Source organism: Blastococcus sp. TML/C7B (assembly GCF_016612845.1).
Lineage (GTDB): Bacteria > Actinomycetota > Actinomycetes > Mycobacteriales > Geodermatophilaceae > Blastococcus.
This window is the reverse complement of record NZ_JAEOAA010000001.1, coordinates 1,083,919-1,108,216: the sequence shown is the minus strand read 5'-3', so window position 1 is coordinate 1,108,216 and position 24,298 is coordinate 1,083,919. Positions and strand designations below refer to the sequence as shown.

General features: G+C 73.5%; 21 protein-coding genes and 3 pseudogenes. 3 read left to right on the top strand and 21 right to left on the bottom strand.

Annotated elements, in window-relative coordinates:
• Positions 1–75: 75 nt before the first annotated feature.
• The 9 genes and pseudogenes from JKP76_RS05335 to crcB form a co-directional block, all read right to left on the bottom strand.
• On the bottom strand, positions 76–1,686 hold the full coding sequence (locus JKP76_RS05335) for a methyl-accepting chemotaxis protein (protein ID WP_200489860.1): 1,611 nt from the start codon (positions 1,684–1,686) through the stop codon (positions 76–78).
• A 250-nt stretch (positions 1,687–1,936) separates the two neighbouring features.
• Positions 1,937–3,532 (bottom strand): methyl-accepting chemotaxis protein, encoded by a 1,596-nt coding sequence (locus JKP76_RS05330; protein ID WP_242471192.1) that lies wholly within the window; start codon positions 3,530–3,532, stop codon positions 1,937–1,939.
• Between the two features lie 307 nt (positions 3,533–3,839).
• Positions 3,840–5,486: a methyl-accepting chemotaxis protein gene (locus JKP76_RS05325; RefSeq protein WP_242471191.1), complete on the bottom strand. Its 1,647-nt coding sequence runs from the start codon at positions 5,484–5,486 to the stop codon at positions 3,840–3,842.
• Between the two features lie 264 nt (positions 5,487–5,750).
• A complete protein-coding gene (locus JKP76_RS05320; protein ID WP_200489858.1) occupies positions 5,751–7,355 on the bottom strand; it encodes a methyl-accepting chemotaxis protein in 1,605 nt (534 codons plus the stop codon).
• Positions 7,356–7,561: 206 nt separating this feature from the next.
• Positions 7,562–8,239, bottom strand: a complete 678-nt coding sequence (gene otsB, locus JKP76_RS05315; RefSeq protein ID WP_309232957.1) for a trehalose-phosphatase — start codon at positions 8,237–8,239, stop codon at positions 7,562–7,564.
• Positions 8,240–8,301: 62 nt separating this feature from the next.
• Positions 8,302–8,652: a trehalose-6-phosphate synthase gene (locus JKP76_RS22945; RefSeq protein WP_304504720.1), complete on the bottom strand. Its 351-nt coding sequence runs from the start codon at positions 8,650–8,652 to the stop codon at positions 8,302–8,304.
• A gap of 88 nt (positions 8,653–8,740) precedes the next feature.
• A pseudogene (locus JKP76_RS05310) lies at positions 8,741–9,793 on the bottom strand (trehalose-6-phosphate synthase); the annotation flags it as partial.
• 30 nt (positions 9,794–9,823) lie between these two features.
• Positions 9,824–10,183, bottom strand: coding sequence for a CrcB family protein (locus JKP76_RS05305; RefSeq protein WP_200489856.1), 360 nt, complete (start codon positions 10,181–10,183; stop codon positions 9,824–9,826).
• On the bottom strand, positions 10,180–10,632 hold the full coding sequence (gene crcB / locus JKP76_RS05300) for a fluoride efflux transporter CrcB (protein WP_309230061.1): 453 nt from the start codon (positions 10,630–10,632) through the stop codon (positions 10,180–10,182). Before crcB ends, JKP76_RS05305 begins: the two co-directional genes overlap by 4 nt.
• A 74-nt stretch (positions 10,633–10,706) precedes the next feature.
• Here crcB and JKP76_RS05295 point away from each other — a divergent pair, with 74 nt between their 5' ends.
• Positions 10,707–11,798 carry a CaiB/BaiF CoA-transferase family protein gene (locus JKP76_RS05295; protein WP_200489854.1) on the top strand — a complete coding sequence of 364 codons (1,092 nt, stop codon included), beginning with the start codon at positions 10,707–10,709 and terminating at the stop codon, positions 11,796–11,798.
• A gap of 94 nt (positions 11,799–11,892) precedes the next feature.
• Here the strand turns inward: JKP76_RS05295 and ngg are convergent, their stop codons facing one another.
• The 9 genes and pseudogenes from ngg to JKP76_RS05255 all read right to left on the bottom strand — a co-directional run bounded on the left by ngg (position 11,893) and on the right by JKP76_RS05255 (position 21,056).
• The gene (gene ngg, locus JKP76_RS05290; RefSeq protein ID WP_200489853.1) at positions 11,893–13,644 is read right to left on the bottom strand and encodes an N-acetylglutaminylglutamine synthetase; all 1,752 of its coding nucleotides are present in this window, start codon (positions 13,642–13,644) and stop codon (positions 11,893–11,895) included.
• Between the two features lie 10 nt (positions 13,645–13,654).
• Positions 13,655–14,296 carry an asparagine synthase-related protein gene (locus tag JKP76_RS23915; protein WP_375335643.1) on the bottom strand — a complete coding sequence of 214 codons (642 nt, stop codon included), beginning with the start codon at positions 14,294–14,296 and terminating at the stop codon, positions 13,655–13,657.
• Positions 14,242–15,441: pseudogene (locus JKP76_RS05285) on the bottom strand (N-acetylglutaminylglutamine amidotransferase); the annotation flags it as partial. The pseudogene JKP76_RS05285 and the gene JKP76_RS23915, both read right to left, overlap by 55 nt.
• Before the next feature lie 126 nt (positions 15,442–15,567).
• A complete protein-coding gene (locus JKP76_RS05280) occupies positions 15,568–17,055 on the bottom strand; it encodes a S8 family serine peptidase (RefSeq protein ID WP_200489852.1) in 1,488 nt (495 codons plus the stop codon).
• Positions 17,056–17,226: 171 nt separating this feature from the next.
• Positions 17,227–17,985, bottom strand: coding sequence for an ABC transporter ATP-binding protein (locus JKP76_RS05275; RefSeq protein ID WP_200489851.1), 759 nt, complete (start codon positions 17,983–17,985; stop codon positions 17,227–17,229).
• Positions 17,982–18,680, bottom strand: coding sequence for an iron chelate uptake ABC transporter family permease subunit (locus JKP76_RS20380; RefSeq protein ID WP_200489850.1), 699 nt, complete (start codon positions 18,678–18,680; stop codon positions 17,982–17,984). Before JKP76_RS20380 ends, JKP76_RS05275 begins: the two co-directional genes overlap by 4 nt.
• A gap of 67 nt (positions 18,681–18,747) precedes the next feature.
• A pseudogene (locus tag JKP76_RS23910) lies at positions 18,748–18,801 on the bottom strand (hypothetical protein); the annotation flags it as partial.
• A 181-nt stretch (positions 18,802–18,982) separates the two neighbouring features.
• On the bottom strand, positions 18,983–20,002 hold the full coding sequence (locus tag JKP76_RS05260; RefSeq protein ID WP_200489848.1) for an ABC transporter permease: 1,020 nt from the start codon (positions 20,000–20,002) through the stop codon (positions 18,983–18,985).
• 37 nt (positions 20,003–20,039) lie between these two features.
• Positions 20,040–21,056, bottom strand: coding sequence for a siderophore ABC transporter substrate-binding protein (locus JKP76_RS05255; protein WP_200489847.1), 1,017 nt, complete (start codon positions 21,054–21,056; stop codon positions 20,040–20,042).
• Positions 21,057–21,243: 187 nt separating this feature from the next.
• Between JKP76_RS05255 and JKP76_RS05250 the strand changes: the two genes are divergently transcribed.
• Positions 21,244–21,606, top strand: coding sequence for a hypothetical protein (locus JKP76_RS05250; RefSeq protein WP_200489846.1), 363 nt, complete (start codon positions 21,244–21,246; stop codon positions 21,604–21,606).
• Positions 21,599–22,033, top strand: a complete 435-nt coding sequence (locus JKP76_RS05245; protein WP_200489845.1) for a hypothetical protein — start codon at positions 21,599–21,601, stop codon at positions 22,031–22,033. Before JKP76_RS05250 ends, JKP76_RS05245 begins: the two co-directional genes overlap by 8 nt.
• Before the next feature lie 32 nt (positions 22,034–22,065).
• On the opposite strand, the gene JKP76_RS05240 is transcribed toward JKP76_RS05245, so the two are convergent.
• The 3 genes from JKP76_RS05240 to JKP76_RS05230 form a co-directional block, all read right to left on the bottom strand.
• Entirely contained in the window at positions 22,066–22,782 is a 717-nt protein-coding gene (locus tag JKP76_RS05240) for a hypothetical protein (protein WP_200489844.1), read from the bottom strand.
• Between the two features lie 67 nt (positions 22,783–22,849).
• Positions 22,850–23,359, bottom strand: coding sequence for a flavin reductase family protein (locus JKP76_RS05235; protein ID WP_309230057.1), 510 nt, complete (start codon positions 23,357–23,359; stop codon positions 22,850–22,852).
• On the bottom strand, positions 23,356–24,291 hold the full coding sequence (locus JKP76_RS05230) for a hydroxymethylglutaryl-CoA lyase (protein WP_200489843.1): 936 nt from the start codon (positions 24,289–24,291) through the stop codon (positions 23,356–23,358). Before JKP76_RS05230 ends, JKP76_RS05235 begins: the two co-directional genes overlap by 4 nt.
• Between the last annotated feature and the right edge of the window lie 7 nt (positions 24,292–24,298).

The following is a 24,298-nucleotide window of genomic DNA, read 5'->3' as shown; positions in this document are numbered from 1 at the left end:
CACCGGTCGATCGGTGTACGGAATGGTGCGACGGGAGGGGTGGCGACCCATTCGTCGTCACCCCTCCCGCGCGGTTCAGTAGGTGAAGCGGCCCACCGTGGTGCGCAGGTCGGCGGCCATCCGGGAGAGCTCGTCCACCGCCGTCCGCGTCTGGGTCAGCGCCTGCGTGGTCGAGTCCGCCGCCGTGGAGACGCCGGTGATGTTCTCCGCGATCTGGCCCGAGCCGGCCGCGGCCTCCTGCACCGAGCGCGACATCTCGTTGGTGGTCGCCGTCTGCTCCTCCACCGCCGAGGCGATCGCGGTCTGCCGGTCGGAGATCTGCGCCACGATCGTGCTGATCTCCTCGATCGCGGCCACCGCCGCCGTCGTGTCGCCCTGGATCGACTGCACCCGGCGGGCGATGTCCTCGGTCGCCTTCGCCGTCTCCTGCGCCAGCTCCTTCACCTCGTTGGCGACCACGGCGAAGCCCTTGCCCGCCTCACCGGCCCGCGCCGCCTCGATCGTCGCGTTCAGCGCCAGCAGGTTGGTCTGCTCGGCGATCGAGGTGATGACCTTCACCACGTTGCCGATCTCCGCCGAGGACTCGCCCAACTTGGCCACGGTGGCGGTGGTCGTCTCCGCCGCGACCACCGCGCGGGCGGCCACGTCACTGGCCTCCGCGGCGTTGGACGCGATCTCGCGGATCGACGCACCCATCTGCTCCGCACCGGCGGCCACGGTCTGCACGTTGCGGGACACCTCCTCGGCGGCGCCGGAGACGACCCCCGCCTGGGCCGAGGTCTCCTCCGCACCGGCGGCGATCTGCGCCGACGACGCCGACAGCTCCTCCGACGACGCCGCGACCGCGTCGGCCGAACCGACCACACCGGCCATGACCTCGCGCAGCGACCCCACGGCCGTGTCCAGCGCCTGCCCCATGCGCCCGAGCTCGTCCTCGGAGGCGAGACCGCTGGTGCGGGTCAGGTCGCCGTCGGCCAGCGCCGTCGCCACGTCCTGGACGCGTCGCACGTTGCGGGCGATTCCCCGGGCGACGACCAGGCCGAGACCGAAGGCGACGACCGCACCGACGGCCATGACGACCACGGAGAGGGTCCGGGCCGAACCTGCCTCGTCGCGGCCCGCGGTCGCCGCATCGGCGGCCTCGGCGCGCTCGAGGTCGAGCAGCGCCTGCGCGCTGGCCTGCACGCGGTCGGAGACCGGCTTGAGGACGGTGCCGTTGTACTGCCGCCAGCCAGGCAGGTCCTGCGCCTGCAGGAGCGCCGCGACGGTGTCCATCCCGGCGACGTACTCGTCGAAGCCGGCCTCCACGTCGTCGAGCAGCGCCGCGGTCTCGGTCGACGCCGCGCCGGCGCGGTAGTCGGCGAGCACCTCGTCGAACCGGCTCACGTAGCCGGGCACGGCCTCCAGCTCGTTCATGGCGGTCGCGGGATCGATCGCGAGGGCGGCGTCCCGGCTGGCCAGCCGCACGTTCTGCAGGGCGTTGCGCAGGGCCGCGGCATTCGAGACGCCCTGAACATTGGCCTCGTACATGACCTCGGTTCGCTGCGCGGCCGAGCTCAGCGAGGCGATGCCCAGCACGCCGATGAGGATCGCGACCAGCGTGCCGACGCTCACCGCCGTCAGCACCTTGGTGGCGACGGACCGGTCGGCCCAGCGGTCGGCCATCGATCGGGGGGTGGTGCGCATGGGTGCTGCCGTCCTTCGTCGTACGGGTGGCACCGACCGCCTCGGTCGGCACCGGCGCGGCGGGCCGCCGCGCCATTCCGTCCGATCGTGAGCCCCGCGTGGCACCGAGTGCCGCAACGACGCAGAAAATGGCCCGTGACCGCATTGTGCGCGACCGTTTGTCGACACCCGTCACGACGACGACGGGGTGGCGGCCGGTGCGGGCCGCCACCCCGTCGCGGATGGTACGTCGGAGGAGCTCAGAGGCCGGTCAGTAGCTGAACCGTCCCACGGAGGTGCGCAGGTCGGCCGCCATCCGCGACAGCTCGTCGACGGCGACGCGGGTCTGGCTCAACGCCTGGTTGGTGGAGTCCGCGGCGGCGCTGACCCCGGTGATGTTCTCCGCGATCTGCCCCGACCCCGAGGCCGCCTCCTGCACCGAGCGCGACATCTCGTTGGTCGTCGCCGTCTGCTCCTCCACCGCCGAGGCGATGGTGGTCTGCCGGTCGGAGATCTGCGCGACGATGCTGCTGATCTCCTCGATGGCGCTCACCGCAGCGGTGGTGTCCCCCTGGATGGCCAGCACCCGGCGGGCGATGTCCTCCGTCGCCTTCGCCGTCTCCTGCGCCAGCTCCTTCACCTCGTTCGCGACCACCGCGAAGCCCTTGCCCGCCTCGCCGGCCCGCGCGGCCTCGATCGTGGCGTTCAGGGCGAGCAGGTTCGTCTGCTCGGCGATGCTCGTGATCACCTTCACCACGTTGCCGATCTCCACCGACGACTCGCCCAGCTTGGCGACCGTGGCCGTCGTCCGCTCCGCGGCGAGCACCGCCCGGCCGGCGACCTCCGAGGCCTCCGCGGCGTTGGACGCGATCTCCCGGATGCTCGCGCCCATCTGCTCCGCGCCCGCGGCCACGGTCTGCACGTTGCGGCTCACCTCGTCCGCAGCGCCGGAAACCACGCCGGACTGGGCGCTGGTCTCCTCCGCCGAGGCCGAGATCTGCGCCGACGACGCCGACAGCTCCTCCGAGCTGGCGGCCACGGCGTCCGCCGACGCGACGACGGCGGACATGACCGAGCGCAGCTCCACCTGCGCGGCGTCCAGAGCGGCGGCCGTGCGGCCGAGCTCGTCGCGCTGGTCGACGCCGGTGCTGCGGGTGAGGTCACCGGCGGCGAAGCCCTCGGCGACGTGCTGGACGGCGAGCAGGGTGCGCCGGATCGCCCGCGCCACCAGCCAGCCGAGCCCCAGGGCCAGCAACGAGCCGGCCGCCATCACGGCGATCAGGAGCACGCGCGCCGAAGATGCGGTGTCGGCCGCGGCGTCGGCGGCTGCCTCGGCCTCCGCCGTCTCGGAGGCCAGCAGGGCGTCGATGCCCGTGCCGATCTCGGGGATCAGCGGCTGCGTCTGGGCGTAGAGGCTGCCCATGAGCTCCTGGTCGGTGGTCCGCAGGAGCTGGTCGTTCAGGTTGGTGTACGTGGCGTAGGTGTCGACGACGTCCTGCGCCGTCGCGCGCTGCGCCGGGGTGGGGTCGGTCTCGAGGTAGCGCTGCACGGCGTCACCCACCGCGACGCCCGCGGCCGCGGACGACGTCGAGTACTGGCTCTTCAGCTCGGCGCTGGGCTGCAGGTAGGCCATCGCCTGGTCCAGCTGCAGCGTCAGCAGCTGGGCGCGCATCTCGCCGACCTCGACCAGGCCGCGGGTGCTCTGCTCGTAGCTGTCCGCGGCGTTGTCCGCCGCGGCGTCCAGCGAGACGATGCCGACGGCGCCGACCGACGTGCCGGCCACGACGGCGACGGCCACCGAGGCCAGGATCTTGCTCGAGATCGACAGGTCCGTGAGACCCCTCCGGGCGCTCCTGCCCTTCGCCATCGCCATTGCCACACGCTTCCGTTCCGCACTCGCAAGGGTTGCCCGACCCGTCGTCGAACGAGTGGGAAGTGCCGGGAGGTGCCGGCTCCGGGCAGAACCTAGAGGGCAGGAAATGGTTGCCGTAACCATTCCGGTGCGTGTCGGAACCACGATTCCTCGACACGATTCGGCAACGAAGTCGACAATTGTCGACGCGCTACCGATTCACCGTTCTCCCCATGTCGACACGCGGTCCCCGGGAATGCGGAGAGCGCACGGCCCGGAGGCCGTGCGCTCTCGGCTGGGTCGCGGCCGCAGGCCGCCGGGATCAGTAGCTGAACCGCCCGACGGAGGTGCGCAGGTCGGCCGCCATCCGCGACAGCTCGTCGACGGCGATGCGGGTCTGGCTCAACGCCTGGTTGGTGGAGTCCGCGGCGGCGCTGACCCCGGTGATGTTCTCCGCGATCTGTCCCGAACCCGAGGCCGCCTCCTGCACCGAGCGCGACATCTCGTTGGTCGTCGCCGTCTGCTCCTCCACCGCCGAGGCGATGGTGGTCTGCCGGTCGGAGATCTGCGCGACGATGCTGCTGATCTCCTCGATGGCGCTCACCGCAGCGGTGGTGTCCCCCTGGATGGCCAGCACCCGGCGGGCGATGTCCTCGGTCGCCTTCGCCGTCTCCTGGGCCAGCTCCTTGACCTCGTTCGCGACCACGGCGAAGCCCTTGCCCGCCTCGCCGGCCCGTGCCGCCTCGATCGTGGCGTTCAGGGCGAGCAGGTTGGTCTGCTCGGCGATGCTGGTGATCACCTTCACGACGTTGCCGATCTCCACCGAGGACTCACCCAGCTTGGCGACCGTGGCCGTCGTCCGCTCCGCGGCGAGCACCGCCCGGCCGGCGACCTCCGAGGCCTCCGCGGCGTTGCTGGCGATCTCCCGGATGCTCGCACCCATCTGCTCCGCGCCCGCAGCAACGGTCTCCACGCTGCGGCTGACCTCCTCGGCAGCGCCGGCCACGACACCGGACTGCGCGCTGGTCTCCTGGGCACCGGCGGAGATCTGGGCGGCGGACGCGGAGAGCTCCTCCGACGAGGCGGCCACGGCACCCGCGGCGGCCACGATCTCGCCCATCGTCGAGGACATGGCGTCGGCGGCGGTGTTGAGCGCCGCCGTCATCTGGCCCACCTCGTCGTGACCACGGACCGGCATCCGCACCGTGAGGTCGCGGGCTGCGAGGCGCTCCAGGCCGCCCTGCACCTCGCGCACGCCGCGCACGATGCCGCGCGAGACGGCGAACGCCAGGCCGCCGCCGAGCACGAAGGCGACGAGCGAGACGACGACCGACAGCAGCACGGTCTCCCGCTTGGCGTCGACGACCTCGGCCTCGGTGCTCGCCACCCGGGCGTCGACCGAGTCGACCAGCTCGGTCATCGCCTGGTCCAGGACGTAGAAGACGTCCCACTTGTCGCCGGTGGACAGCGCGTCGCCCTCGTCGAGCCGGCCCTGCGCCCACAGCGCGAAGATCTGCTCGTTGTAGCCGCTCATCGCCGTCCAGTTCTCCTGGATGACGTCGAGGCTGGCCTCGGCCTGCGCGTCCAGCTCGGCCCGGTCGATGTCGAACAGCCGCTCGAAGCCCTCGGCGCCGTCGCGGTAGTTGGCCAGGTTGTCCCCGCCCGGCGCGGCAGCCGTCGGGCCGCCGACCACCCGGGCGTTCCAGGCGGTGATGTTCTGCCAGTTGGCCGCCCAGAGCAGGTCGTACCGGGCCGCCTCGACGGTCCGCTGGACCCCGACCGCCGCCGTCGCCTGCTCGTGCAGCTCGCCCACCCGCTGCGTCCCGTGGATGCCCGCCACGGTGGCCGCGAGCGTGCCCATCATCAGCGCGGCGCTGATCGCGAAGATGCGGGTCGCGATGCCGCGGTCCCGGTACCAGTGGCGCGGGGGACCGTTCTCGCGGAACCGCTCGCTTCGTGCCTTCGACATGTCGGTATTCCTCGCTCGGCGCTGCAGCGGCGGGATGGGAGCCGCTCTCTGAATGACGCGAAATGCGTCCGAGCACAGGATGTGGCACTGGATGGTCCGGATTCACACGCGCCTCAGGCGTGTCGGAGAACACGGCGCAGAATGGTCGGTCACCGCATTCCCGTCGTCCCTTTGTCGACAACGGGAATGCGGTGACCGGGTGCTCTGCAGTAGAACGGATCAGCAGTCGAACCGATCAGCAGGTGCGCCGATCGGCGGGCGGCATCAGTAGGTGAACCGGCCGACCGTCGTGCGCAGGTCCGACGCCATCCGGGAGAGCTCGTCGACCGCCGTGCGCGTCTGGGCGAGCGCCTGGGTGGTGGAGTCCGCCGCCGTGGAGACGCTGACGATGTTCTCCGCGATCTGCCCCGATCCGGAGGCCGCCTCCTGCACCGAGCGGCTCATCTCGTTCGTCGTCGCCGTCTGCTCTTCCACCGCCGAGGCGATCGTGGTCTGCCGGTCGGAGATCTGAGCGACGATCGTGCTGATCTCCTCGATCGCCGCCACCGCCGCGGTGGTGTCGCCCTGGATGGCGTTCACCCGGCGCGCGATGTCCTCGGTCGCCTTCGCCGTCTCCTGCGCCAGCTCCTTGACCTCGTTGGCGACGACGGCGAAGCCCTTGCCCGCCTCGCCGGCCCGCGCGGCCTCGATGGTCGCGTTGAGCGCCAGCAGGTTGGTCTGCTCCGCGATGCTCGTGATCACCTTCACGACGTTGCCGATCTCCACCGACGACTCGCCGAGCCTGGCCACGGTGGCCGTCGTGTGCTCCGCGGCGCTGACCGCGCGGGCGGCGACCTGGCTGGCCTCGGCGGCGTTGCTGGCGATCTCCCGGATCGAGGCGCCCATCTGCTCGGCACCGGCGGCCACGGTCTCCACGCTGCGGGAGACCTCCTCGGCCGCGGTGGAGACCACGCCCGACTGCGTGCTGGTCTCCTCGGCCGACGCCGAGATCTGCGCCGAGGACGCCGACAGCTCCTCCGACGACGCCGCCACGGCCTGGGCGGACCCGGCCACACCGGCCATCACCTCGCGCAGCGCCGCCTGGGCGGCGTCCAGGTCGGCGGCCATCCGGCCCAGCTCGTCCTTCGACGTCACGCCGGTCCCGACGGTCAGGTCGCCGGCGGCCAGCGCCCGCAGCGAGCGCTGGACCGCCTGCACCGGCCGGGTCACCGAGCGCATCGTCAGCCGGCTGATGCCGAGGACCACCAGCAGGCCGACGCCGGCCACGGCGAGCGAGGTCAGCTGCGAGCGGGCGATCGCGTCGTCGAGGCGCACCTGCGCCTCGGCGCTCTCGGCGAGCAGCGCGTCCTTCGCCGTCCCGACGGCGCTGTCGGTCAGGTCGTTGGCCGTCTGGATGTCCTCCCAGGCGAGCCGGGCGGCCGCCTGGTCGACGATCGCACCGTTCACGAAGAGGGTGATCGCGTCGGTGTAGGCCTCGTAGCTCGTGGCCAGCCCGTCGACCGCGGCGGCGGCGTCCCCGGTCAGCGGCACCTGCGCGAGCTCGGCCAGCAGCGCCTCGGGGGTGGCGATGTCCTCGGCGAGCTCCTCGAGCTGGGCCTCGGGGTCGGGCCGGACGGCGGCCTTGAAGCCGTCCACCTTGAGCTCGCTGGCGCGGGTGTCGAGCTGCAGCACCAGCTCGCCCGCCTCGTTGAGGTGCGCGAGCTCCGAGCTCCCGTCACGGACGGCGGCGTTGCCCAGGAGGGCCGCGCCGACCAGCCCGGCCAGGGCCAGCACGACGACGCCGATGAGCACCCCGAACTTCACGGCCAGCGGGCGGTCGGCGAACCAGCCGGTGCGCCGGGCGGCGCGGGGCGGGGCGGGAGTCGTCATGGCACACCTTCGGGGGAGCGGAGGAAACGGCCGGGCGGCCGGGTCGGTGCGCGAAAGTGTGGTGACTCCGCCCACATTTCCACCAGACCATTCGAGCCCGATTTCCCAATCGTGACGACGGGCCGTGGTCACCGTCCCCGGAATGACCATGTGTCGACTTGCCGGAATGGTCGCCGGGTTCGGCGGAATGGTGCAGGAAGCGCTGGTCAGGCCAGTGCGTCGGCCAGGAACTCCAGCAGCTGCACCGCGGCGGCGGGGTCGGGGACCCGGTGCGCGGCCGCGGTGACCCCCTCGCCGATCTTGACCGTCACGTCGTCCGCGCCGAGCGCCCGGAAGGCGTCCTCGTCGGTGACGTCGTCCCCGAGGTAGAGGACGCCGGCGGCGCCGAGCTCCGCGGCCAGGCGGCGCAGCGCCGAGCCCTTGTCGGCGTCGGTGACGGCGACCTCGAGCACGTCCTTGCCCGGCTTCACCGTCAGTGACGGATCCACGAGTGCACCCGCGGCCGCCAGCAGCGCGGCCGCGGCCGGGCGGTCGGTCACCTGCCGCACGTGGACGGCGACGGCCGCGGGCTTCACCTCGAGCCGCGCCCCGGGCGTGCCCGCCACCAGGTCCGCGAAGCGGGCGGCGAGGGCGTCGCGCCGCTCGGCGAGCTCCCCGGTCAGCGGGCCGTCGAACTCGGCGCCGTGGCTGCCGATCCAGCGCAGCTCCCCGGTCAGCCCGCTGGTGCGTTGCAGGTCGGCCAGCCCGCGCCCGCTGACCAGCGCGACCGTCACGCCCGGGGCCGCGGCGAGCCGGGCCAGCGCCTCGGCGGCGCCGGGCTGCGGCACGGCCTCCGACGGGACGTCGACCAGCGGCGCCAGCACGCCGTCGTAGTCGCTGGCCACCAGCAGCGGCCGCCGGGCGGCGAACCCCCGCAGCGCCGCGGCCAGTCCGTCGGGGAGGCCGCTCACCCCTGGGCTCCGCCCCGGCCGTTCGACAAGGGCGCGGACTCCCGCCCGATCGAGCGGCCGGTCGGCTGACCGTCGGCCTGGTCGTGGAGCGCCTGGAAGAACGAGCTCGCCCAGCGGTCCAGGTCGTTCTTCGCCAGGTGCCGTCGCATGGCCCGCATCCGCTTGGCGCCCTCGGCGGGCTCCATGCGCAGCGCACGCAGGAGCTGGCTCTTCACGCCGGCGATGTCGTGCGGGTTGACCAGGAAAGCCTGCTTGAGCTCGGCGGCGGCGCCGGCGAACTCCGACAGCACCAGGGCGCCGCCGAGGTCCCCGCGGGCGGCGACGTACTCCTTGGCGACCAGGTTCATGCCGTCGCGGTAGGGCGTCACGAGCATGTACGTCGGCGGCGCGGTACAGCGCGGCCAGCTCCTCGCGGGGCATCGACTGGTTGAAGTAGTGCACCGCCGGGCCGGCGATCGAGCCGAAGACGCCGTTGATGTGGCCGACCTGCTGCTCGATCGTCTCGCGCATGTGCACGTAGTGCTCGACGCGCTCGCGGCTGGGCGTGGCCACCTGCACCAGGACCGTGTCCGGCGCCTCGACCGCGCCGTCCTCGAGCAGCTCCTCGAAGGCGTTGAGCCGGACGCCGATGCCCTTGGTGTAGTCCAGCCGGTCCACGCCCAGGATGATCTTGGACGGGTTGCCGAGCTCCTCGCGGATCTCCGCGGCGCGGGCGAGCACCTCGGGGGAGCGGGCCAGCTCGTCGAAGGACGCGACGTCGATCGAGATCGGGAACGCCCGGGCGGCGACCGTCCGGCCGTCGTACTCGACGACCGGCCCGCGGGCGGGCAGGTCGTGCAGCCGGCGGGCGAGCTGGACGAAGTTCGCGGCCGCGGCCGGCCGCTGGAAGCCCACCAGGTCGGCGCCGAGCAGCCCCTCGACGATCGCCGAGCGCCACGGCAGCTGGGTGAACAGCTCGTAGGGCGGGAACGGGATGTGCAGGAAGAAGCCGATGGTGAGGTCGGGCCGCTGCTGCCGGAGCATCGCCGGCACCAGCTGCAGCTGGTAGTCGTGCACCCAGACGACCGCGTTCTCCGCGGCGATCTCCGCCGTCCGCTCCGCGAAGCGCTTGTTGACCTGCACGTAGGTGTCCCACCAGGCGCGGTGGTACTCCGGCTTCTCGACCACGTCGTGGTACAGCGGCCACAGCGAGGCGTTGGACATGCCCTCGTAGTAGCGGTCGACCTCGTCCTCGGTGAGGGGGATCGGGATCAGCGACATGCCGCCGGACTCGAAGGGCTCGGGCGCCTCGCCCGCCGAGCCCGACCAGCCGACCCAGGCGCCGCCCCGGCCGGCCACGAAGGGCTCCAGCGCGGTCACCAGCCCGCCCGGGCTGCGCTGCCAGCGGGTGCTGCCGTCGGGGTCGGTGACCTGGTCGACGGGGAGGCGGTTGGCGACGACGACGACGGGGCTCTCGGCCCCGACCTGTTCTCCTGAGGGATCGGTCATACCGAGGGGAACCCTACCGACAGGCGGCGGTCAGAGCAGGCCGGCGGCCCCGTACGCGGCCGCCGCCGCGCCGATGCCGAGCACCAGCGTGCCGGCGAGGTAGGCGACCAGCGGTCCGGGTCGCCGCTGCTCGCCGAGCCGGACGACGTCGGCACCGAACGTGGAGAACGTGGTGAGGGTGCCGCAGAAGCCGACGCCGACCAGAGCCGTCAGCCAGGAGGGGGCGTCGGCCAGCCCGAGCAGGAGACCGAGGACGGCGCTGCCGGCGACGTTGACCACCGCCGTCCCCGCGACCGACCCCGGGCCGCGGCGGGCGGTCGCGACCCGCTCGGCGAGCAGCCGCAGGGGTGCCCCTGCCATCGCGCCCAGGACGACGAGCAGCGGCGTCATCGGGGTGGCTCCGTCGTCGTCGGGGCCGTCGTCGTCGGGGCCGTCGTCGTCGGGGCACGGCGCGTCAGCGCCCGGCCGGCCACCGCACCCAGCCCCGCGGCGGCGACGCCGCCGGCGACGGACAGGACGACGTACCCCGCGGCCAGCGCCGGGCGCCCCGCCTCGGTCAGCTGCACCGTCTCCACCGCGAAGGCCGAGTAGGTGGTGAAGCCGCCCAGCACACCGGTGCCGAGGAACGGGCGCAGCCACGGCGGGTTCGCGGTGCGGGTGAAGAGCCGGCCGACGAGCACGCCGAGGACCAGGCAGCCGACCAGGTTGACCAGCAGCGTGGCCCACGGCCACGCGGCCGGCTCGTGGGGGAGCGCCTCGGCGACCCCCCAGCGGGCCAGGGCACCCAGGGCGCCCCCGAGCGCGGCGGCGACGTAGGCGCCCACTGTGCCCCCCGTCACCACACCTGGACCGACATCGGGCAGCATGCCACCGAGGTGGGGGCACGACGGCGTGGCCCCGGGGCGCAGAGGAGATGGGCGTGGGTCCGCTCTCGGGTGTACGCGTGGTGGAGTTCGCCGGACTGGGGCCGGGGCCGTTCTGCGGCATGCTGCTGGCCGACCTCGGCGCCGACGTGATCCGCATCGACCGCAAGGGCGGCGGGGGAGGCCTCGGCGCGACCTCGCTGCTGGACCGCGGCAAGCGCTCGATCGCCCTGGACCTCAAGGACCCGGCCGACCTCGAGGTCGTCCGCGCGCTGGTGCGGCGCGCCGACGTGCTGCTCGAGGGCTTCCGCCCCGGCGTCATGGAGCGGCTGGGCCTGGGCCCCGACGCGCTGCTCGCGGAGAACCCGGCGCTGGTCTACGGCCGGATGACCGGGTGGGGCCAGACCGGCCCGCTGTCGCACAGCGCCGGCCACGACATCGGCTACATCGCCCTCACCGGCGCCCTGGGTGCCAGCGGGCGCCCCGACGAGCGCCCGGCGCCGCCGATCAACCTGCTCGGCGACTTCGGCGGCGGCGGCGTGTTCCTCGCCCTCGGCGCGGTGGCCGCGCTGCTGCACGCCCGGGCCACCGGGACCGGCCAGGTCGTCGACGCCGCGATCGTCGACGGCACCGCCGTCCTCACCACGATGATCCACGGGATGCTCTCCACCGGCGGGTGGCAGGACGAGCGGGGCGTCAACCTGCTCGACACCGGCGCGCCGTTCTACGACGTCTACCGCTGCGCGGACGGCCAGTTCCTCGCCGTCGGCGCGCTCGAACCGCAGTTCTACGCCGCCCTCCTCCAGGGCCTGGGCGTGGCCGGTGACGAGTCCTTCCCCGACCGGTACAAGCCCGAGCAGTGGCCGGCGCTTCGCGAGCGGTTCACCGAGCTGTTCGCGAGCCGGACCCGCGACGAGTGGTGGCAGGTCTTCTCCGGCACCGACGCCTGCGTCGCGCCGGTGTGGTCGCTGCTCGAGGCCACGCAGGACGAGCACAACCGCGAGCGGGAGGTGTTCGTCGAGGTCGACGGCACCGTGCAGCCCGCCGTCGCCCCCCGGTTCTCGGCGACCCCCGGCTCGGTGGGCTCCGTTCCGCGCGCCGGCCAGCACAGTGACGAGATCCGCGCCGAGCTCGGTCTCTGAGCGGCGTCCTCCCTTCCCGCCGAGCGTCCTCCCTCACCGCGCACCGCGAGGGAGGACGCTCGACGATCAGGTCACCTGATCCCAGCGACGGGCGTCAGCGGCGGCGGGTCTCGGGGAACAGCAGGTCCACGAACCTCGCCGCCGTCGGCTGCGGCTCGTGGTTGGCCAGGCCCGGGCGCTCGTTGGCCTCGATGAAGACGTAGTCCCGCCCGGCGACGTCGGGCACCAGGAAGTCGATGCCGGTCACCGGGATGCCCAGCGCCTCGGCGGCGCGGACGGCGGCGGCGGCGACCTCCGGGTGCAGCTGGTCGGTGACGTCGTCGATCGTGCCGCCGGTGTGCAGGTTCGCCGTGCGCCGCACCTGAATGCGCTCCCCGTTCGGGGGGACGTCGTCCATCCCGTACCCGGCCGCCGCGACCACCTCGGTGGTCGTGGCGTCCAGCGGGATGCGCGACTCACCGCCCGTTGCCCGCTCGCGCCGGCGGCTGGTGGCCCGAATCAGCTCGGTGACCGTGCTGCGGCCGTCGCCGATGACCTCGGCGGGACGGCGGACGGCGGCCGCCACGACCGCCCGGTCGATGACCAGCACCCGCAGGTCCTGGCCGGGCACGAGCTCCTCGACCAGGACGTCGGGGCAGAACTGCAGGGCGTGGTCGACGGCGCGGCGCAGCGCCTCCTCGTCCTCCACCCCGACGGTGATCCCGCGGCCCTGCTCGCCCCGCGCCGGCTTGACGACGACGGCGCCCACGTCGGCCACCAGGGCCAGCGCGTCGTCCAGCTCGCCGTCGCAGGCCAGCGCGCCGCGGGCGACGCGCACACCGGCGCGCTCCATGATCCGGCGGGTCACCCGCTTGTCGTCGCAGCGGCTCATCGCCACCGCGGTGGTGAACTCCGACAGCGACTCACGGGTGACGACGGTCCGCCCGCCGACCGACAGCCGCAGCTCGCCCCACTCGGCGTCGGTCACCTCGACGCGGATGCCGCGGCGCAGCGCCTCCTCGGCGATGATCAGCGCGTACGGGTTGAGCTCCTCCAGGCCCGGGGGCCGGGCGGCGAACAGCGGCGTGTTGATCGGGTTCTTGCGCTTGACGCAGACCGCGGAGACCCGCGAGAAGCCGAGCTTGCGGTAGAGCCGGATCGCGGCCTCGTTGTCGTGCATGACCGAGAGGTCCAGGTAAGCGCGGCTGCGGCCGACGTACCGCTCGGCGAGCACCCGCACCAGCGCCTCGCCGGTGCCGGGCGGGGCATCCTGGTTGTGGACGGCGAGGCACCACAGGCTGGTGCCGGCCTCGGGGTCGTCGAAGGCCAGGGCGTGGTCGACGCCGGTGACCGTGCCTATGACGCGGCCGGTGCGCTGGTCCTCGGCGACCAGGTACGTGAAGGCGCGGGTCCGGTGGTTGGACCACATGACGTCGGACTCCCCGACGACCATGCCGTTGAGCGCGTAGATCTCGTTGATCGCGTCCATGTCCGCGCGGGAGGTCGCAGTCCGGACGAAGACGTCGCGGATCAGCTCGGGGCGCGGCCGGTAGCGGTGCAGGTCCAGCCGGTAGGTGTAGCTCGGGTCGATGAACAGCTCGTCGGGGGCGAGTCCGACCAGCACGTGCGGGTCCCGCGGGTAGATGCAGATGTCCCGCTCGCCGCTCTCCTCCGCGCGCAGGGCGTCGACGATGCCGCGCAGGTCGCCGAAGGTCTGCCCCATCACGAGCCGGCCCCAGCCCATGTCGAGGACGACGTCGGCCCGCATGCCCTGGCGCTGGTGCTCCGAGGGCTCGCGCCACGACCGGTCGGTCATGGGCGGGGTGCTGACCGGGGTGCGGCGCCGGTGGCCGGCGAGGCGGGTCATGCCGGACACCTCAGACCACGTGGCTCTGCAGCCACAGCTCGAGCAGGCCCAGCTGCCAGAGCTTGTTGCCGCGCAGCGGGGTCAGTTCCCCGTTGGGGTCGGCGAGCAGCTCGCGGACGTACTCGTCGCGGAACAGGCCGCGGTCGCGGGCCGCGTCGCTGGTGAGCGCGTCGCGGACCAGGCCGAGCACCTTGCCCTCGAGGTGGGTGATCGAGGGGACCGGGAAGTAGCCCTTGGGCCGGTCGATGACCTCCGGCGGGATGATCCGGCGGCCGATCGCCTTGAGCACGCCCTTGCCGCCGTCGGCCAGCTTGAGCTCCGGCGGGCACAACGCCGCCAGCTCCACCAGGTCGTGGTCCAGGAAGGGCACCCGGGCCTCCAGGCCCCAGGCCATGGACATGTTGTCGACGCGCTTGACCGGGTCGTCGACCAGCATGATCTCGCTGTCCAGCCGCAGCGCGGCGTCCACCGCCGTCTCCGCCCCGGCCGCCTCCATGTGCGCGCGCACGAAGGCCAGGCTCGGGTCCTCGGCCAGGGTACGTACCGGTCGGAGACGACGCCGCGCATCTGCGCGTGGTCGCGGTCGAAGAAGGCCTTCGCGTAAGTCTGCACGGCCTGCTCGCGGCCGACACCGGCCAGCGGCGGGTACCAGTGGTAGCCGGCGAAGACCTCGTCGGCCCCCTGCCCGGACTGCACCACCTTGATCGTCTGGGACACCCGCTCGCTGAGCAGGTCGAAGGCGACGACGTCGTGGCTGACCATCGGCTCGGCCATCGCGCCGATGGCGTGGCCCAGCGCGCCGGCGAGCTCGTCGGCGCCCACGCGGATGCGGTGGTGGTCGGTGCCGAAGTGCTCGGCGATGACGTCGGAGTAGGCGAACTCGTCGCCCTCGTGCCCGCCGACTGACTCGAAGCCGATCGAGTAGGTGGCCAGGCCCGTCTGCCCCTCCTGCGCGAGCAGGCCGACGATCAGGCTGGAGTCCAGGCCACCGGAGAGCAGCACGCCCACCGGGATGTCGGCGACCAGGCGCCGGCGCACGGCCACCCGGAGCGCCTCCTCGATGGCGTCCTCCCAGTCGCGGGCGGACCAGGTCGCGTGCTCGGCGCGGCGCTCGTAGGTGGCGTTCCAGTAGCGGCGTTCGGTGCTCGTCCCGTCGGCCTCGATGATCCGCAGCGTCGCCGGCGGGAGCTTGCGGACGCCGTTGAGGATGGTCCGCGGCGCCGGGACGACGGCGTGCCAGGTCAGGTAGTGGTGCAGCGCGACCGGGTCGATGCTCGTGTCGACGTCCCCGGCCTTGAGCAGCGCCGGCAGCGTGGAGGCGAACCGCAGCCGCTTGCCCGGCGTCTCGGCCAGGTAGAGCGGCTTGATGCCCAGCCGGTCGCGGGCCATGACCACGCGGCCGGTGTCCCGCTCGGCGATGACGAACGCGAACATGCCGTGCAGGTGCGAGACGACGTCGGGGCCCCAGTGGTGGTAGCCCTTGAGGATCACCTCGGTGTCGCTGTGCGAGAAGAAGCGGTAGCCGTGGCCCTCGAGCTCGGCCCGCAGCTCCTGGTAGTCGTAGATGCAGCCGTTGAAGACGGCGGTCAGGCCGAGCTCGTTGTCGACCATCGGCTGCGAGCCGCAGGTGGAGAGGTCGATGACCGACAGCCGGCGGTGCCCGAACGCGACCCGGCCGTTGCTCCACGAACCCTGGCCGTCCGGTCCGCGCGGGACCAGCGCCTCCACCATGCGTGCGACGGCGGTCGTGTCCGCCGTCGTTCCGTCGAAGGTGATCTCTCCGCACAGGCCGCACATGCAGAACGATCTAACCCGCTCGGCGCCCTTCACGCCCCTCCGAGAGCAAGATCACGCGACCGTTCCACGTGGAACACCCCCGGGGCGGAAATGGCCATCTCCGCCCCTGGGGTTTTCCCGGCGAGTTCAGCTCCCGGTCAGGCGGGCGACGGCGGCGACGACGTCGACCAGGCCGGCGCCCTTGTCGTAGGAGGTGGTGCGGCCACCGACCGACACGTAGGGCGCGCCGTCGCCGAAGCGGTGCGCGGTGCCGGTGAGGGCCGCCTCGATCTCGGCGGGCGTGGCCGTCGGGTCGGCCTGGAAGAGCTGGGCGACGATGCCGGCGATGTGCGGAGCGGCCATCGACGTCCCGCTGATCGTGTTGAACGTGCCCAGGTCGAGCAGGCCGGGCCCGTTGCGGAAGTCCAGGCCGGTGGCGCAGATCGGCAGGTAGGGCCGGCAGGCCGAGGTGATCGTGTCGCCAGGGGCCGAGAGGTCGGGCCAGGTGGAGGGGTCGGCGGCCGCGCCGCGGGAGGAGAACTCGCTGACGGCGCCGTCCTGGGTGCCGGTCTCCTGGTCGGAGTAGGAGGCGACCGAGAGGATGCCGCCGGTCGGGTCCTGGCCGGGCGGGTTGGTGAGCGAGGCCGAGCCGTCGCCGCCGTCGTTGCCCGCGGCCCAGACCGTGACCACGCCCTCGGCGGCCAGCGCTCGCTGCAGCTTGACGGTCGCGGAGTTCGGGTCGAACGCGCCACCGCCGGTCGGGCCGTAGCTGTTGTTGGTCACCTTGATCGGCGGGCACACCTCGGGGGAGACGCCCGCGCCGCACGGCGCCTCGTGGTTCTCCAGCACCCAGTTCAGCGCGGAGTCGGCGCCCACGATGAGCAGCACCGCGCCGGTGGAGATGCTGACCAGGCTCGCGCCGGGGGCGGCGCCCTGCAGCCGCGCGCCGTCCGACAGCGTCGTCGGCCGGCCGGCCACGATGCCGCTCACGTGCGTGCCGTGCCCGCCGAGGGAGAGCGTGTCGGTGTCCAGCACGGTCGGCACCGGGACGACGCAGTCCGTCGTCGGCGTCGCCTCGACCAGGCACAGGCTCTTCAGGCTGGCGACGACGGCGCTGCTGCCGTCGGGGTCGCGGAGGTAGGGGTGGTTCGAGTCGACGCCGGAGTCGATGACCGCGACCGAGACGCCGCTGCCGTCGAGCGGGCTACCGTCGGCGCCGGTCAGCGTGGCCACGGCCTCGGCGCCGCGGGTGGCGGTGTTCGAGGTCTCCTGCGCGAACTCGATCGGGGCGTTGCCCTCGAGGTAGGTGACGCCGGGCTGCCGGCGGGCCTGCTCCACGCGGTCGGCGGTGCCGGAGGCCACGACTACGCCGATCTTCTCGAACTCGGTGACCGGGACCAGGCCGGAAGCCTCGACCGCCGAGCGCGCGGCGGCGATGTCGGTGCCGTGCACCAGCACCGTCGTCGGGACCCCGGCGGCGAGGCCGGCGAGCTGGTCGGCCAGGAAGTCCTGGACCGGTGCCAGTGCCTCGGGGGGCGCGGCCGAGGCCGACGGCGCCGTCAGCGCGGCGACGACGACCGCCCCGCTCAGGGCACCGGCGAGGCGGCGGGGGAGACGGCGGGACGAGCGGCGCATGGGCCCTCCAGGCGGGAGCACGACGGTGTGCGCCCTGTCCCAACGACGCCGTCGCCGCGCGGTTACCCCGGCGCCCCGACGTCGTCCTCCCTCACCGGAGCGCGTCCTCCCTCGTGGTGCACCGTGGGGGAGGAGGCGCTGGGATCAGGTTCCCTGATCCCAGCGCGGGGGTCAGCCGTAGTAGAGGGCGACCGGCTTGCCGTCGATCTCGCGCACGTCGACCGGGGTGTCGTAGACCGCGCCGAGCACCTCGGGGCGCATGACCTCGCGGGCGGGGGCGTCGGCCACCACCGCTCCGTCGCGCATCGCGACGATCCGGTCGGCGTAGGTCGCGGCGAAGTTGATGTCGTGCAGCACGATGACCACCCGCTTGCCGAGCTCGTCGGCCATGCGCCGGATGAGCCGCATGATCTCGGTCATGTGCCGCAGGTCCAGGTTGTTCAGCGGCTCGTCGAGCAGCACGTAGCGGGTGTCCTGGGCCAGCACCATCGCGATGAACGCCCGCTGCCGCTGGCCGCCGGAGAGCTCGTCGAGGAACCGGTCCCGGTAGGCGCCGAGGTCGAGGTAGTCGATCGCCCGCTCGATGTGCTCGCGGTCGTGCACGGTCAGCCGGCCCCGCGAGTGCGGGAAGCGGCCGAACTCGACCAGGTCGTGCACGGTGAGCCGGGCGGCGACGTGGTTGTCCTGGCGCAGCACCGCCAGCGTCGTCGCCAGCCGGCTGGACGGCGTCGTCGCCACGTCCTGCCCGTCGACGGTCACCCGGCCGGCGTCCGGGGCGAGCAGCCGGCCGACCAGGGAGAACAGCGTCGACTTCCCGGCGCCGTTGGGGCCGATCAGCGCCGTCACCCCCTCCTCGCCGAAGGCGAGCGAGACGTCGTCGACGACCGTCGTGCTGCCGTAGCGCTTCGTGACGTGCTCGAGCGCGATCACCGCGCCCCCTTCCGCAGGACGAGGTACAGGAAGAACAGCCCACCGGCGAAGTCGATGACGGTGGAGAGGGTGCCGCCGTAGCCGAGCAGCCGCTCGAGGACGAGCTGGCCGCCGAGCAGGCAGACCATGCCGAGCAGCACCGCCGTCGGCAGGGTCCAGACGTGCCGGAAGGAGCCGGCGTAGGAGTAGGCCAGGTTGGCCACGATTAGGCCGAAGAACAGGATCGGCCCGACCAGCGCCGTCGACGCCGCGATCATCACCGAGACGGCGGCGAACAGGACCATGACGACGCGGCGGTGGTCCACGCCCAGTCCGACGGCCGTCGGCTCGCCGAGGGTGAGCACGTCGAGGGTGCGCCGCAGCGGCACGACCGCGGCGCAACCCACCGCGACGAGGACGGCGCTCAGCGCCAGCAGCGTCTCGTCCGGCCGGGTCAGCGAGGCGAACATCGCATCGGAGAGCACCTGGAAGTCCAGCGGGTCCAGCATCCGCTGCATCCACTCGGTGAAGGCGCGGAAGAACGTGCCCAGCACGATGCCCACCAGCAGCATCAGGTGGATCGAGCGGCGCTTGCCCCCGAACAGCCAGGTGAACAGCAGCACGCTGAACGCCACCATGACCGCGACCTGGGTGAGCCAGAGCGTGAGCTCGTCGAACGCCAGGAACGCCGCGGACCCGGAGAAGAAGACGATCACCGTTGGAGATCAGCACGTAGAAGGCGTCGAAGCCCATGATCGACGGCGTCAGGATGCGGTTCTGCGTGATGGTGTGGAAGACGACGGTCGAGACGCCGACCGCCGTCGAGACGACCAGCATCGCCAGCACCGTGCGGCTGCGGTGCTCCAGGGCGAAGGACAGCGAGCCCGGGACGTCGGTGAACAGGTAGGCGCCGACCAGCGCGAGGACGACGGCGGCCAGCACGGCGAGCCGGACGGCGGGCCGCGCCCAGGCGCCGGCGAGCCGGGCGGGCGCGGGCGGGCGCGCCGGGGCGGTCGGGTCAGCGAGCACGGCTCCCCCTCCGCAGCAGCAGCCAGAGGAACAGCACGGCGCCGACGACGCCGACCACCACCGACAGCGGGATCTCGTAGGGCATGCGGACGACGCGGGCGACGAGGTCGCAGGCCAGCACCAGCAGGGCACCGAGGCCGGCGACCCACGGGATGGCGCGGCGCACGTTGTCGCCGATGATCAGGCTGACCACGTTGGGGACCACCAGGCCGAGGAACGGGATCATGCCCGCGGTGACCAGCACCGCCGCGGTGATGACCGCGACCACCACCATGCCGATGGCGACCACCCGCCGGTAGTCCAGGCCGAGGTTGGTGGCGAACTCCTCGCCCAGGCCGATGACGCTGAACCGGTCGGCGGCGATCCAGGCGACGACGACCATCGCCCCGGCGATCCACAGGAACTCGTAGCGGCCCTGCATGACCGTGGCGAAGCTGCCCTGGGACCACTGGCCCAGCGACTGCAGCAGGTCCAGCCGGTAGGCGACGAACGTGGTGACCGCGGCGACGACGCCGCCGAGCATGATCCCGACCAGCGGCACCAGCACCAGCTGGCGCACCGGCACGACGCGGACCACCCGCAGGAACACCCAGGTGCCGACCAGGCCGAAGACGGCGGCGACGCCCATCTTCCCGACGACGGCCAGGCCCGGGAAGAACACGATCGTGACGAGCATGCCGAGGGTGGCGAACTCGCTGACCCCGGTGGTGCCCGGCTCCACGAACTTGTTGCGCACGAGCATCTGCATGATCAGCCCGGCGATGCCGAGCGAGGCACCGACGAGGAGCACCGCCAGGGTGCGCGGGATGCGGCTGGCGACGAGCAGGAAGGCCGCGTGGCCGTCGGTGTCCCCGCGGAGCACCGACAGCGGCGTCACGTCGGAGACCCCGACGAACAGGCTGAGGACGGCGAGGACGGCGAGCAGCACGCCGACGAGCACCCCCACCCACGTGCGGCGGGGCCGCAGGCGGGGGAGGGTGCTCGTCAGGGGGCGGTCGAGCACGGTCACGTCGGTCAGCGACGGCGCCGGGGGGGCACCGGCCCGGTCATCCGGCGATCTGCAGGACGTCGTCGATCATGATCTTCGTGGTGTCGATGCCGCCGAAGACCACGTACCAGGCGACCGGGTCCAGGTAGACGATCTGGCCGGCCTGCGCCGCCTTGGTCTGCTTCACGATCTCGTTGTCCAGCACGGCCTCGGCCGCCTGCGCGCCGGCCTCACCGGTGGCGGCGTCGCGGTCGACGACCCACAGGTGGTCAGGGTTGGTCTCGAGCAGGAACTCGAAGGAGACCGGCTCGCCGTGGGTGGCGGCCTTGATGTCGTCGACCACCGGCTGCACGCCGAACGCGTCGTAGATGAGCCCACCGCGGGCGCCGCGGGCGTCGGTGCCCTCGCCCGCCGGCGCCATGGCGCTCAGCTGACCGCCGGAGACCATGAGGCCCAGGCCGGTGCCTGCGTCGGCGGTGACGGCGCGCGCCTCCTCGAGGCCGTCGGCGATCTCGGCGATCGCGGCCGCCGCCTCGTCCTCGGCGCCGAGGACCTCCCCGAGGAAGGTGGCGTTGCGCTCGAGGTTCTCCAGGTACGTGCCGCGCAGGCTGAGGTCGACCGTCGGGGCGATCTCGCTGAGCTCGTCGTAGAGCGCCGACGAGCGGCCGCCGATGACGATGAGGTCGGGCTGCTGCGCCTCGACCTCGATGAGGTCGGCCTCGAAGAGCGTGCCGGCGTTGAACGCGTCGTCGGCCAGGTACTTCTCGAGGTAGTCCGGCACGGAGTCCAGGGGTGCCCCGGCGACCTCGCCGCCGAGGGCACCGATGGTGTCCAGGCTGGCCATGTCGAAGACGACGATGCTCTCCGGATTCTTCCGGACCTCGACGGTGGTCTCCTCGAGCTCGGGGTCGGCGTCCTCGTCGGCGGCGTTGACGTTCCGGTCCCAGGTGAAGGAGACGGTGCCCGCGTCGTCGGCGGCGGTCCCGGCAGCGGCGTCCTCCCCGCAGGCGGAGAGCGCCAGGACGGCGGCCAGGGGGAGGGCGAGGGCCGCGAGCGGCCGGACGGCGGTGCGCATCGTGCTCCTGTCGGGAGTGAGGGTAGGTATGCCTAAGTAAGCCGCGCCTAACCTGCCACACCCTTTCCGGATGCCCGGCAGGGGGGTCGGCCGCCCGGTCGCCCCGGACATGTCCTCGGTGCACCGCTGAGCGACGCTCCGCCCGCCCCTGCGCGGGGCGGGCGGAGCCGCGCGGGAGGATGAGCGGGTGCAGCTCCCCCTCGTCGTCGCGATCACCGTCGTGGCGACGCTGCTGGTGGTGGCCGGGCTGGCCTCGACGCTCGCCCGCCGGCGCACCGGCCTGGTGCACCTGGTGCTGGCCGGCGTCCTCGAGGCGCTGCTGCTCCTGCAGGCCGGAGCCGCGCTGCTCGCGATGGACGGCGACACCCCCGCCGACCCCCCGACCTTCCTCGGCTACCTCTCCGGCGCGGTGCTCATCCCGGTCGCCGGAGTGCTGTGGGCCCGCTCCGAGGTGAGCCGCTGGGCGGGCACCGTGCTCGCCGTCGCGGGCGCCTCGGTCGGTGTCATGGTGTGGCGGCTGCTCGAGCTCTGGGAGGCGACGGGTGCCTGACGACCGCGCGCTGGGGGCGCCCGCCGAGGCGGGCTCCGGATCCGGCGCGGCCCGCGTGCTCGTGGCGCTGTACGCCGTCTTCGCGCTCGCCGCGGGGGCCCGGGCCGCCGTGCAGCTGGCGACCCGCTTCGACGAGGCCCCGCTGGCCTACCTGCTGTCCGCGCTGGCCGCGGTGATCTACCTCGTCGCGACCGTGGCGCTGGCGCGCGGGCCGCGGGGGCGCCGGGTGGCGCTGGTCGCGATCAGCATCGAGCTGGTCGGGGTGCTGGTCGTGGGCACGCTGTCGCTGGCCGACGCGGCGGCGTTCCCGGACGAGACGGTGTGGTCGGGCTACGGCCGTGGCTACCTGTTCATCCCGCTGGTGCTGCCGGTGCTCGGCCTGTGGCTGCTGCTCCGGCGCCGGGCGGCGGGCCCGGCGGGGCACTGAGTCCAGGAGGCTCGAGCCGGCAGGCGCGCAGCTCAGAAGTCGCCACCCCCGAAATCGCCACCCCCGAAGTCGCCACCTCCGAAGTCCCCTCCGTAGTCGCCGCCCGCGTGGTCGCCGCCGTAGTCGCCGGAGTCCGCGCCGTCCTGGTAGCCCTCCGCGTAGGCCTCCTCGTCGCCACCGCCGAACAGGCCGCCGTCGCCCAGGCCGGTGTCGAACAGCGCGTCGGCGACCGCGGAGCCGATGACCAGGCCCCCGATGGTGCCGAGCAGGCTGCCGCCGATCATGCCGCCCATGCCCATCCCGCCGCCGTACCCGTAGCCGGGGCGCCCGCCGTAGCCACCGCCGTAGCCGGGCTGGGCGCCATAGCCGGGGCCGTAGCCGCCGAGCGCCCGCTCGAGCGTGCCGGGCTGCCGCATCTCCGCGCGGGTGGCCACCCGCGCGAGGGTCTCGACGTCGTCGGTGCGCGGGCGCTCGGCGGCCGGGGTGACTGCGGCCAGCTGGGCGAGCACCTGCTGGCGCTGGTCGGTGGTGAGCTGGGCGAACGCCTCCGCGTGCGCCTGCTCGATCTGCTCGGGCGGCGCGGTGCGCAGCAGGTAGCGGTAGCGGGCGACGGCCTGCTCGTCCGGCAGCGGCTGCCCGTCGGGTTGACGGGCGTAGCGGCCCGGGGCCCGGTCCGGGTGCCCCGGGGCCCCGTACGGCGCGGCGTGCTGCTGCGGGCGGCGGCCGAAGAGCCGGTCGAGCAGTCCCATGGCGGTCCCTCCTCGCGGTGTCCGCCCCCAGCGGTGCCCGCCGGGCCGCCCCGTCACACCCGCGGGGTCAGCCCTCCGGGCGGTGCAGCAGCCCGTAGGAGCCGCGGTGGAACAGCAGCGGGCGCCGGTCGGCGGAGGCGCCGAGGTCGAGCACGCGGGCGACGACGATGGTGTGGTCCCCGCCGTCGTACTCCGCCCACAGCTCGCCGTCGATCCAGGCGACGACGTCGTCCAGGACCGGTGCGCCGTGCGGGCTCGCCGTCCACGGCACCCCGGCGAACTTGTCGGCACCGGAGCGGGCGAAGTTCTGCGAGACGTCGTCCTGCCCCTCGGCCAGCACGTTGATGCAGAACCGGCCGAGGGTGCGCAGCTGCGCCCAGGTCCGCGAGGAGCGGGCGGGGGCGAACGCGACCAGCGGCGGGTCCAGCGACAGCGAGCTGAACGACTGGCAGGTGAAGCCGATCGGGCCCTCGGCGGTGACCGCGGTGAGCACGGTGACGCCGGAGGCGAAGTGGCCCAGGACGTCGCGCATCACCCGCGGGTCGACGATCCGCTGCGGCTCGCCGGCGGCGCTCACGGGGCGTCCGCGGTGCGCGGCACGGAGCGCCCGCCCGCGCGGTACAGCGAACTGGGCAGCTCGTGCCCGACGGCGCGCTCGGTCGCGGCGGCCGCCACCAGCAGCGCGTCGAGGTCCAGCCCGGTGCGGACGCCGGACTCCTCCAGCATGTAGACCAGCTCCTCGGTGGCGATGTTGCCGCTGGCCCCCGGCGCGAACGGGCAGCCACCGAGCCCGCCGATGGAGGCGTCCAGCTGGGTCACCCCGGCCTGCACCGCGGCCAGCGCGTTGGCCTGACCGGTGCCGCGGGTGTCGTGGAAGTGCACGCCCACCGGGATCCCCGGGCAGGCGCGGCGGACGGCGTCCAGCATCTGGACGACGCGCAGCGGGGTCGTCGTCCCGATGGTGTCGCCCAGGCACAGCTGGTCGGCGCCGGCGGTGACGGCGGCGCGGGCGACGTCGACGGTGCGGGCGATCGGGGTCCGCCCGTCGAAGGGGCAGTCCCAGGCGGTGGCGATGATGACCTCGAGCGAGCCGCCGGCGCCGTGCGCGAGCCCGGCGATCTCGCCGACGGCGGCGACCGCCTCGGCGGTGGAGCGGCCGGCGTTGGCCCGGCTGTGCCCGTCGGCGGCCGACACCACGTACTCGAGGTCGGCGACGCCGGCGTCGACCGACCGGACGGCGCCGCGCGGGTTGGCGACCAGCGCCGACCAGTGCACACCCGGCCAGCGGTCCAGCTCGGCGGCGACCCGGTCGGCGTCGGCCAGCGCGGGCACGGCCTTGGGCGAGACGAACGACGTCACCTCGATCCGGCGGACGCCGGTGGCGACGAGCGCGTCGAGCATCTCCAGCTTGGCGTCGAGCGGGACGGGCGCCTCGAGCTGGAGGCCGTCGCGCATGCCCACCTCGCGGACGTCGACCTCCGCGGGCAGGACCAGGTCGAACTCGTGCACTGCTGCC

Excerpts from the sequence above, each read along its gene's own strand:
- JKP76_RS05330 (WP_242471192.1), bottom strand. The coding sequence starts at position 3,532 with ATGGCGAAGGGCAGGAGCGCCCGGAGGGGTCTCACGGACCTGTCGATC.
- JKP76_RS05335 (WP_200489860.1), bottom strand. The coding sequence starts at position 1,686 with ATGCGCACCACCCCCCGATCGATGGCCGACCGCTGGGCCGACCGGTCC.
- JKP76_RS05280 (WP_200489852.1), bottom strand. The coding sequence starts at position 17,055 with ATGCGCCGCTCGTCCCGCCGTCTCCCCCGCCGCCTCGCCGGTGCCCTG.
- JKP76_RS22945 (WP_304504720.1), bottom strand. The coding sequence starts at position 8,652 with ATGAACCTGGTCGCCAAGGAGTACGTCGCCGCCCGCGGGGACCTCGGC.
- JKP76_RS05320 (WP_200489858.1), bottom strand. The coding sequence starts at position 7,355 with ATGACGACTCCCGCCCCGCCCCGCGCCGCCCGGCGCACCGGCTGGTTC.
- JKP76_RS05295 (WP_200489854.1), top strand. The coding sequence starts at position 10,707 with ATGGGCGTGGGTCCGCTCTCGGGTGTACGCGTGGTGGAGTTCGCCGGA.
- JKP76_RS05325 (WP_242471191.1), bottom strand. The coding sequence starts at position 5,486 with ATGTCGAAGGCACGAAGCGAGCGGTTCCGCGAGAACGGTCCCCCGCGC.
- JKP76_RS05255 (WP_200489847.1), bottom strand. The coding sequence starts at position 21,056 with ATGCGCACCGCCGTCCGGCCGCTCGCGGCCCTCGCCCTCCCCCTGGCC.
- JKP76_RS05305 (WP_200489856.1), bottom strand. The coding sequence starts at position 10,183 with ATGACGCCGCTGCTCGTCGTCCTGGGCGCGATGGCAGGGGCACCCCTG.
- JKP76_RS05240 (WP_200489844.1), bottom strand. The coding sequence starts at position 22,782 with ATGGGACTGCTCGACCGGCTCTTCGGCCGCCGCCCGCAGCAGCACGCC.
- ngg (WP_200489853.1), bottom strand. The coding sequence starts at position 13,644 with ATGACCCGCCTCGCCGGCCACCGGCGCCGCACCCCGGTCAGCACCCCG.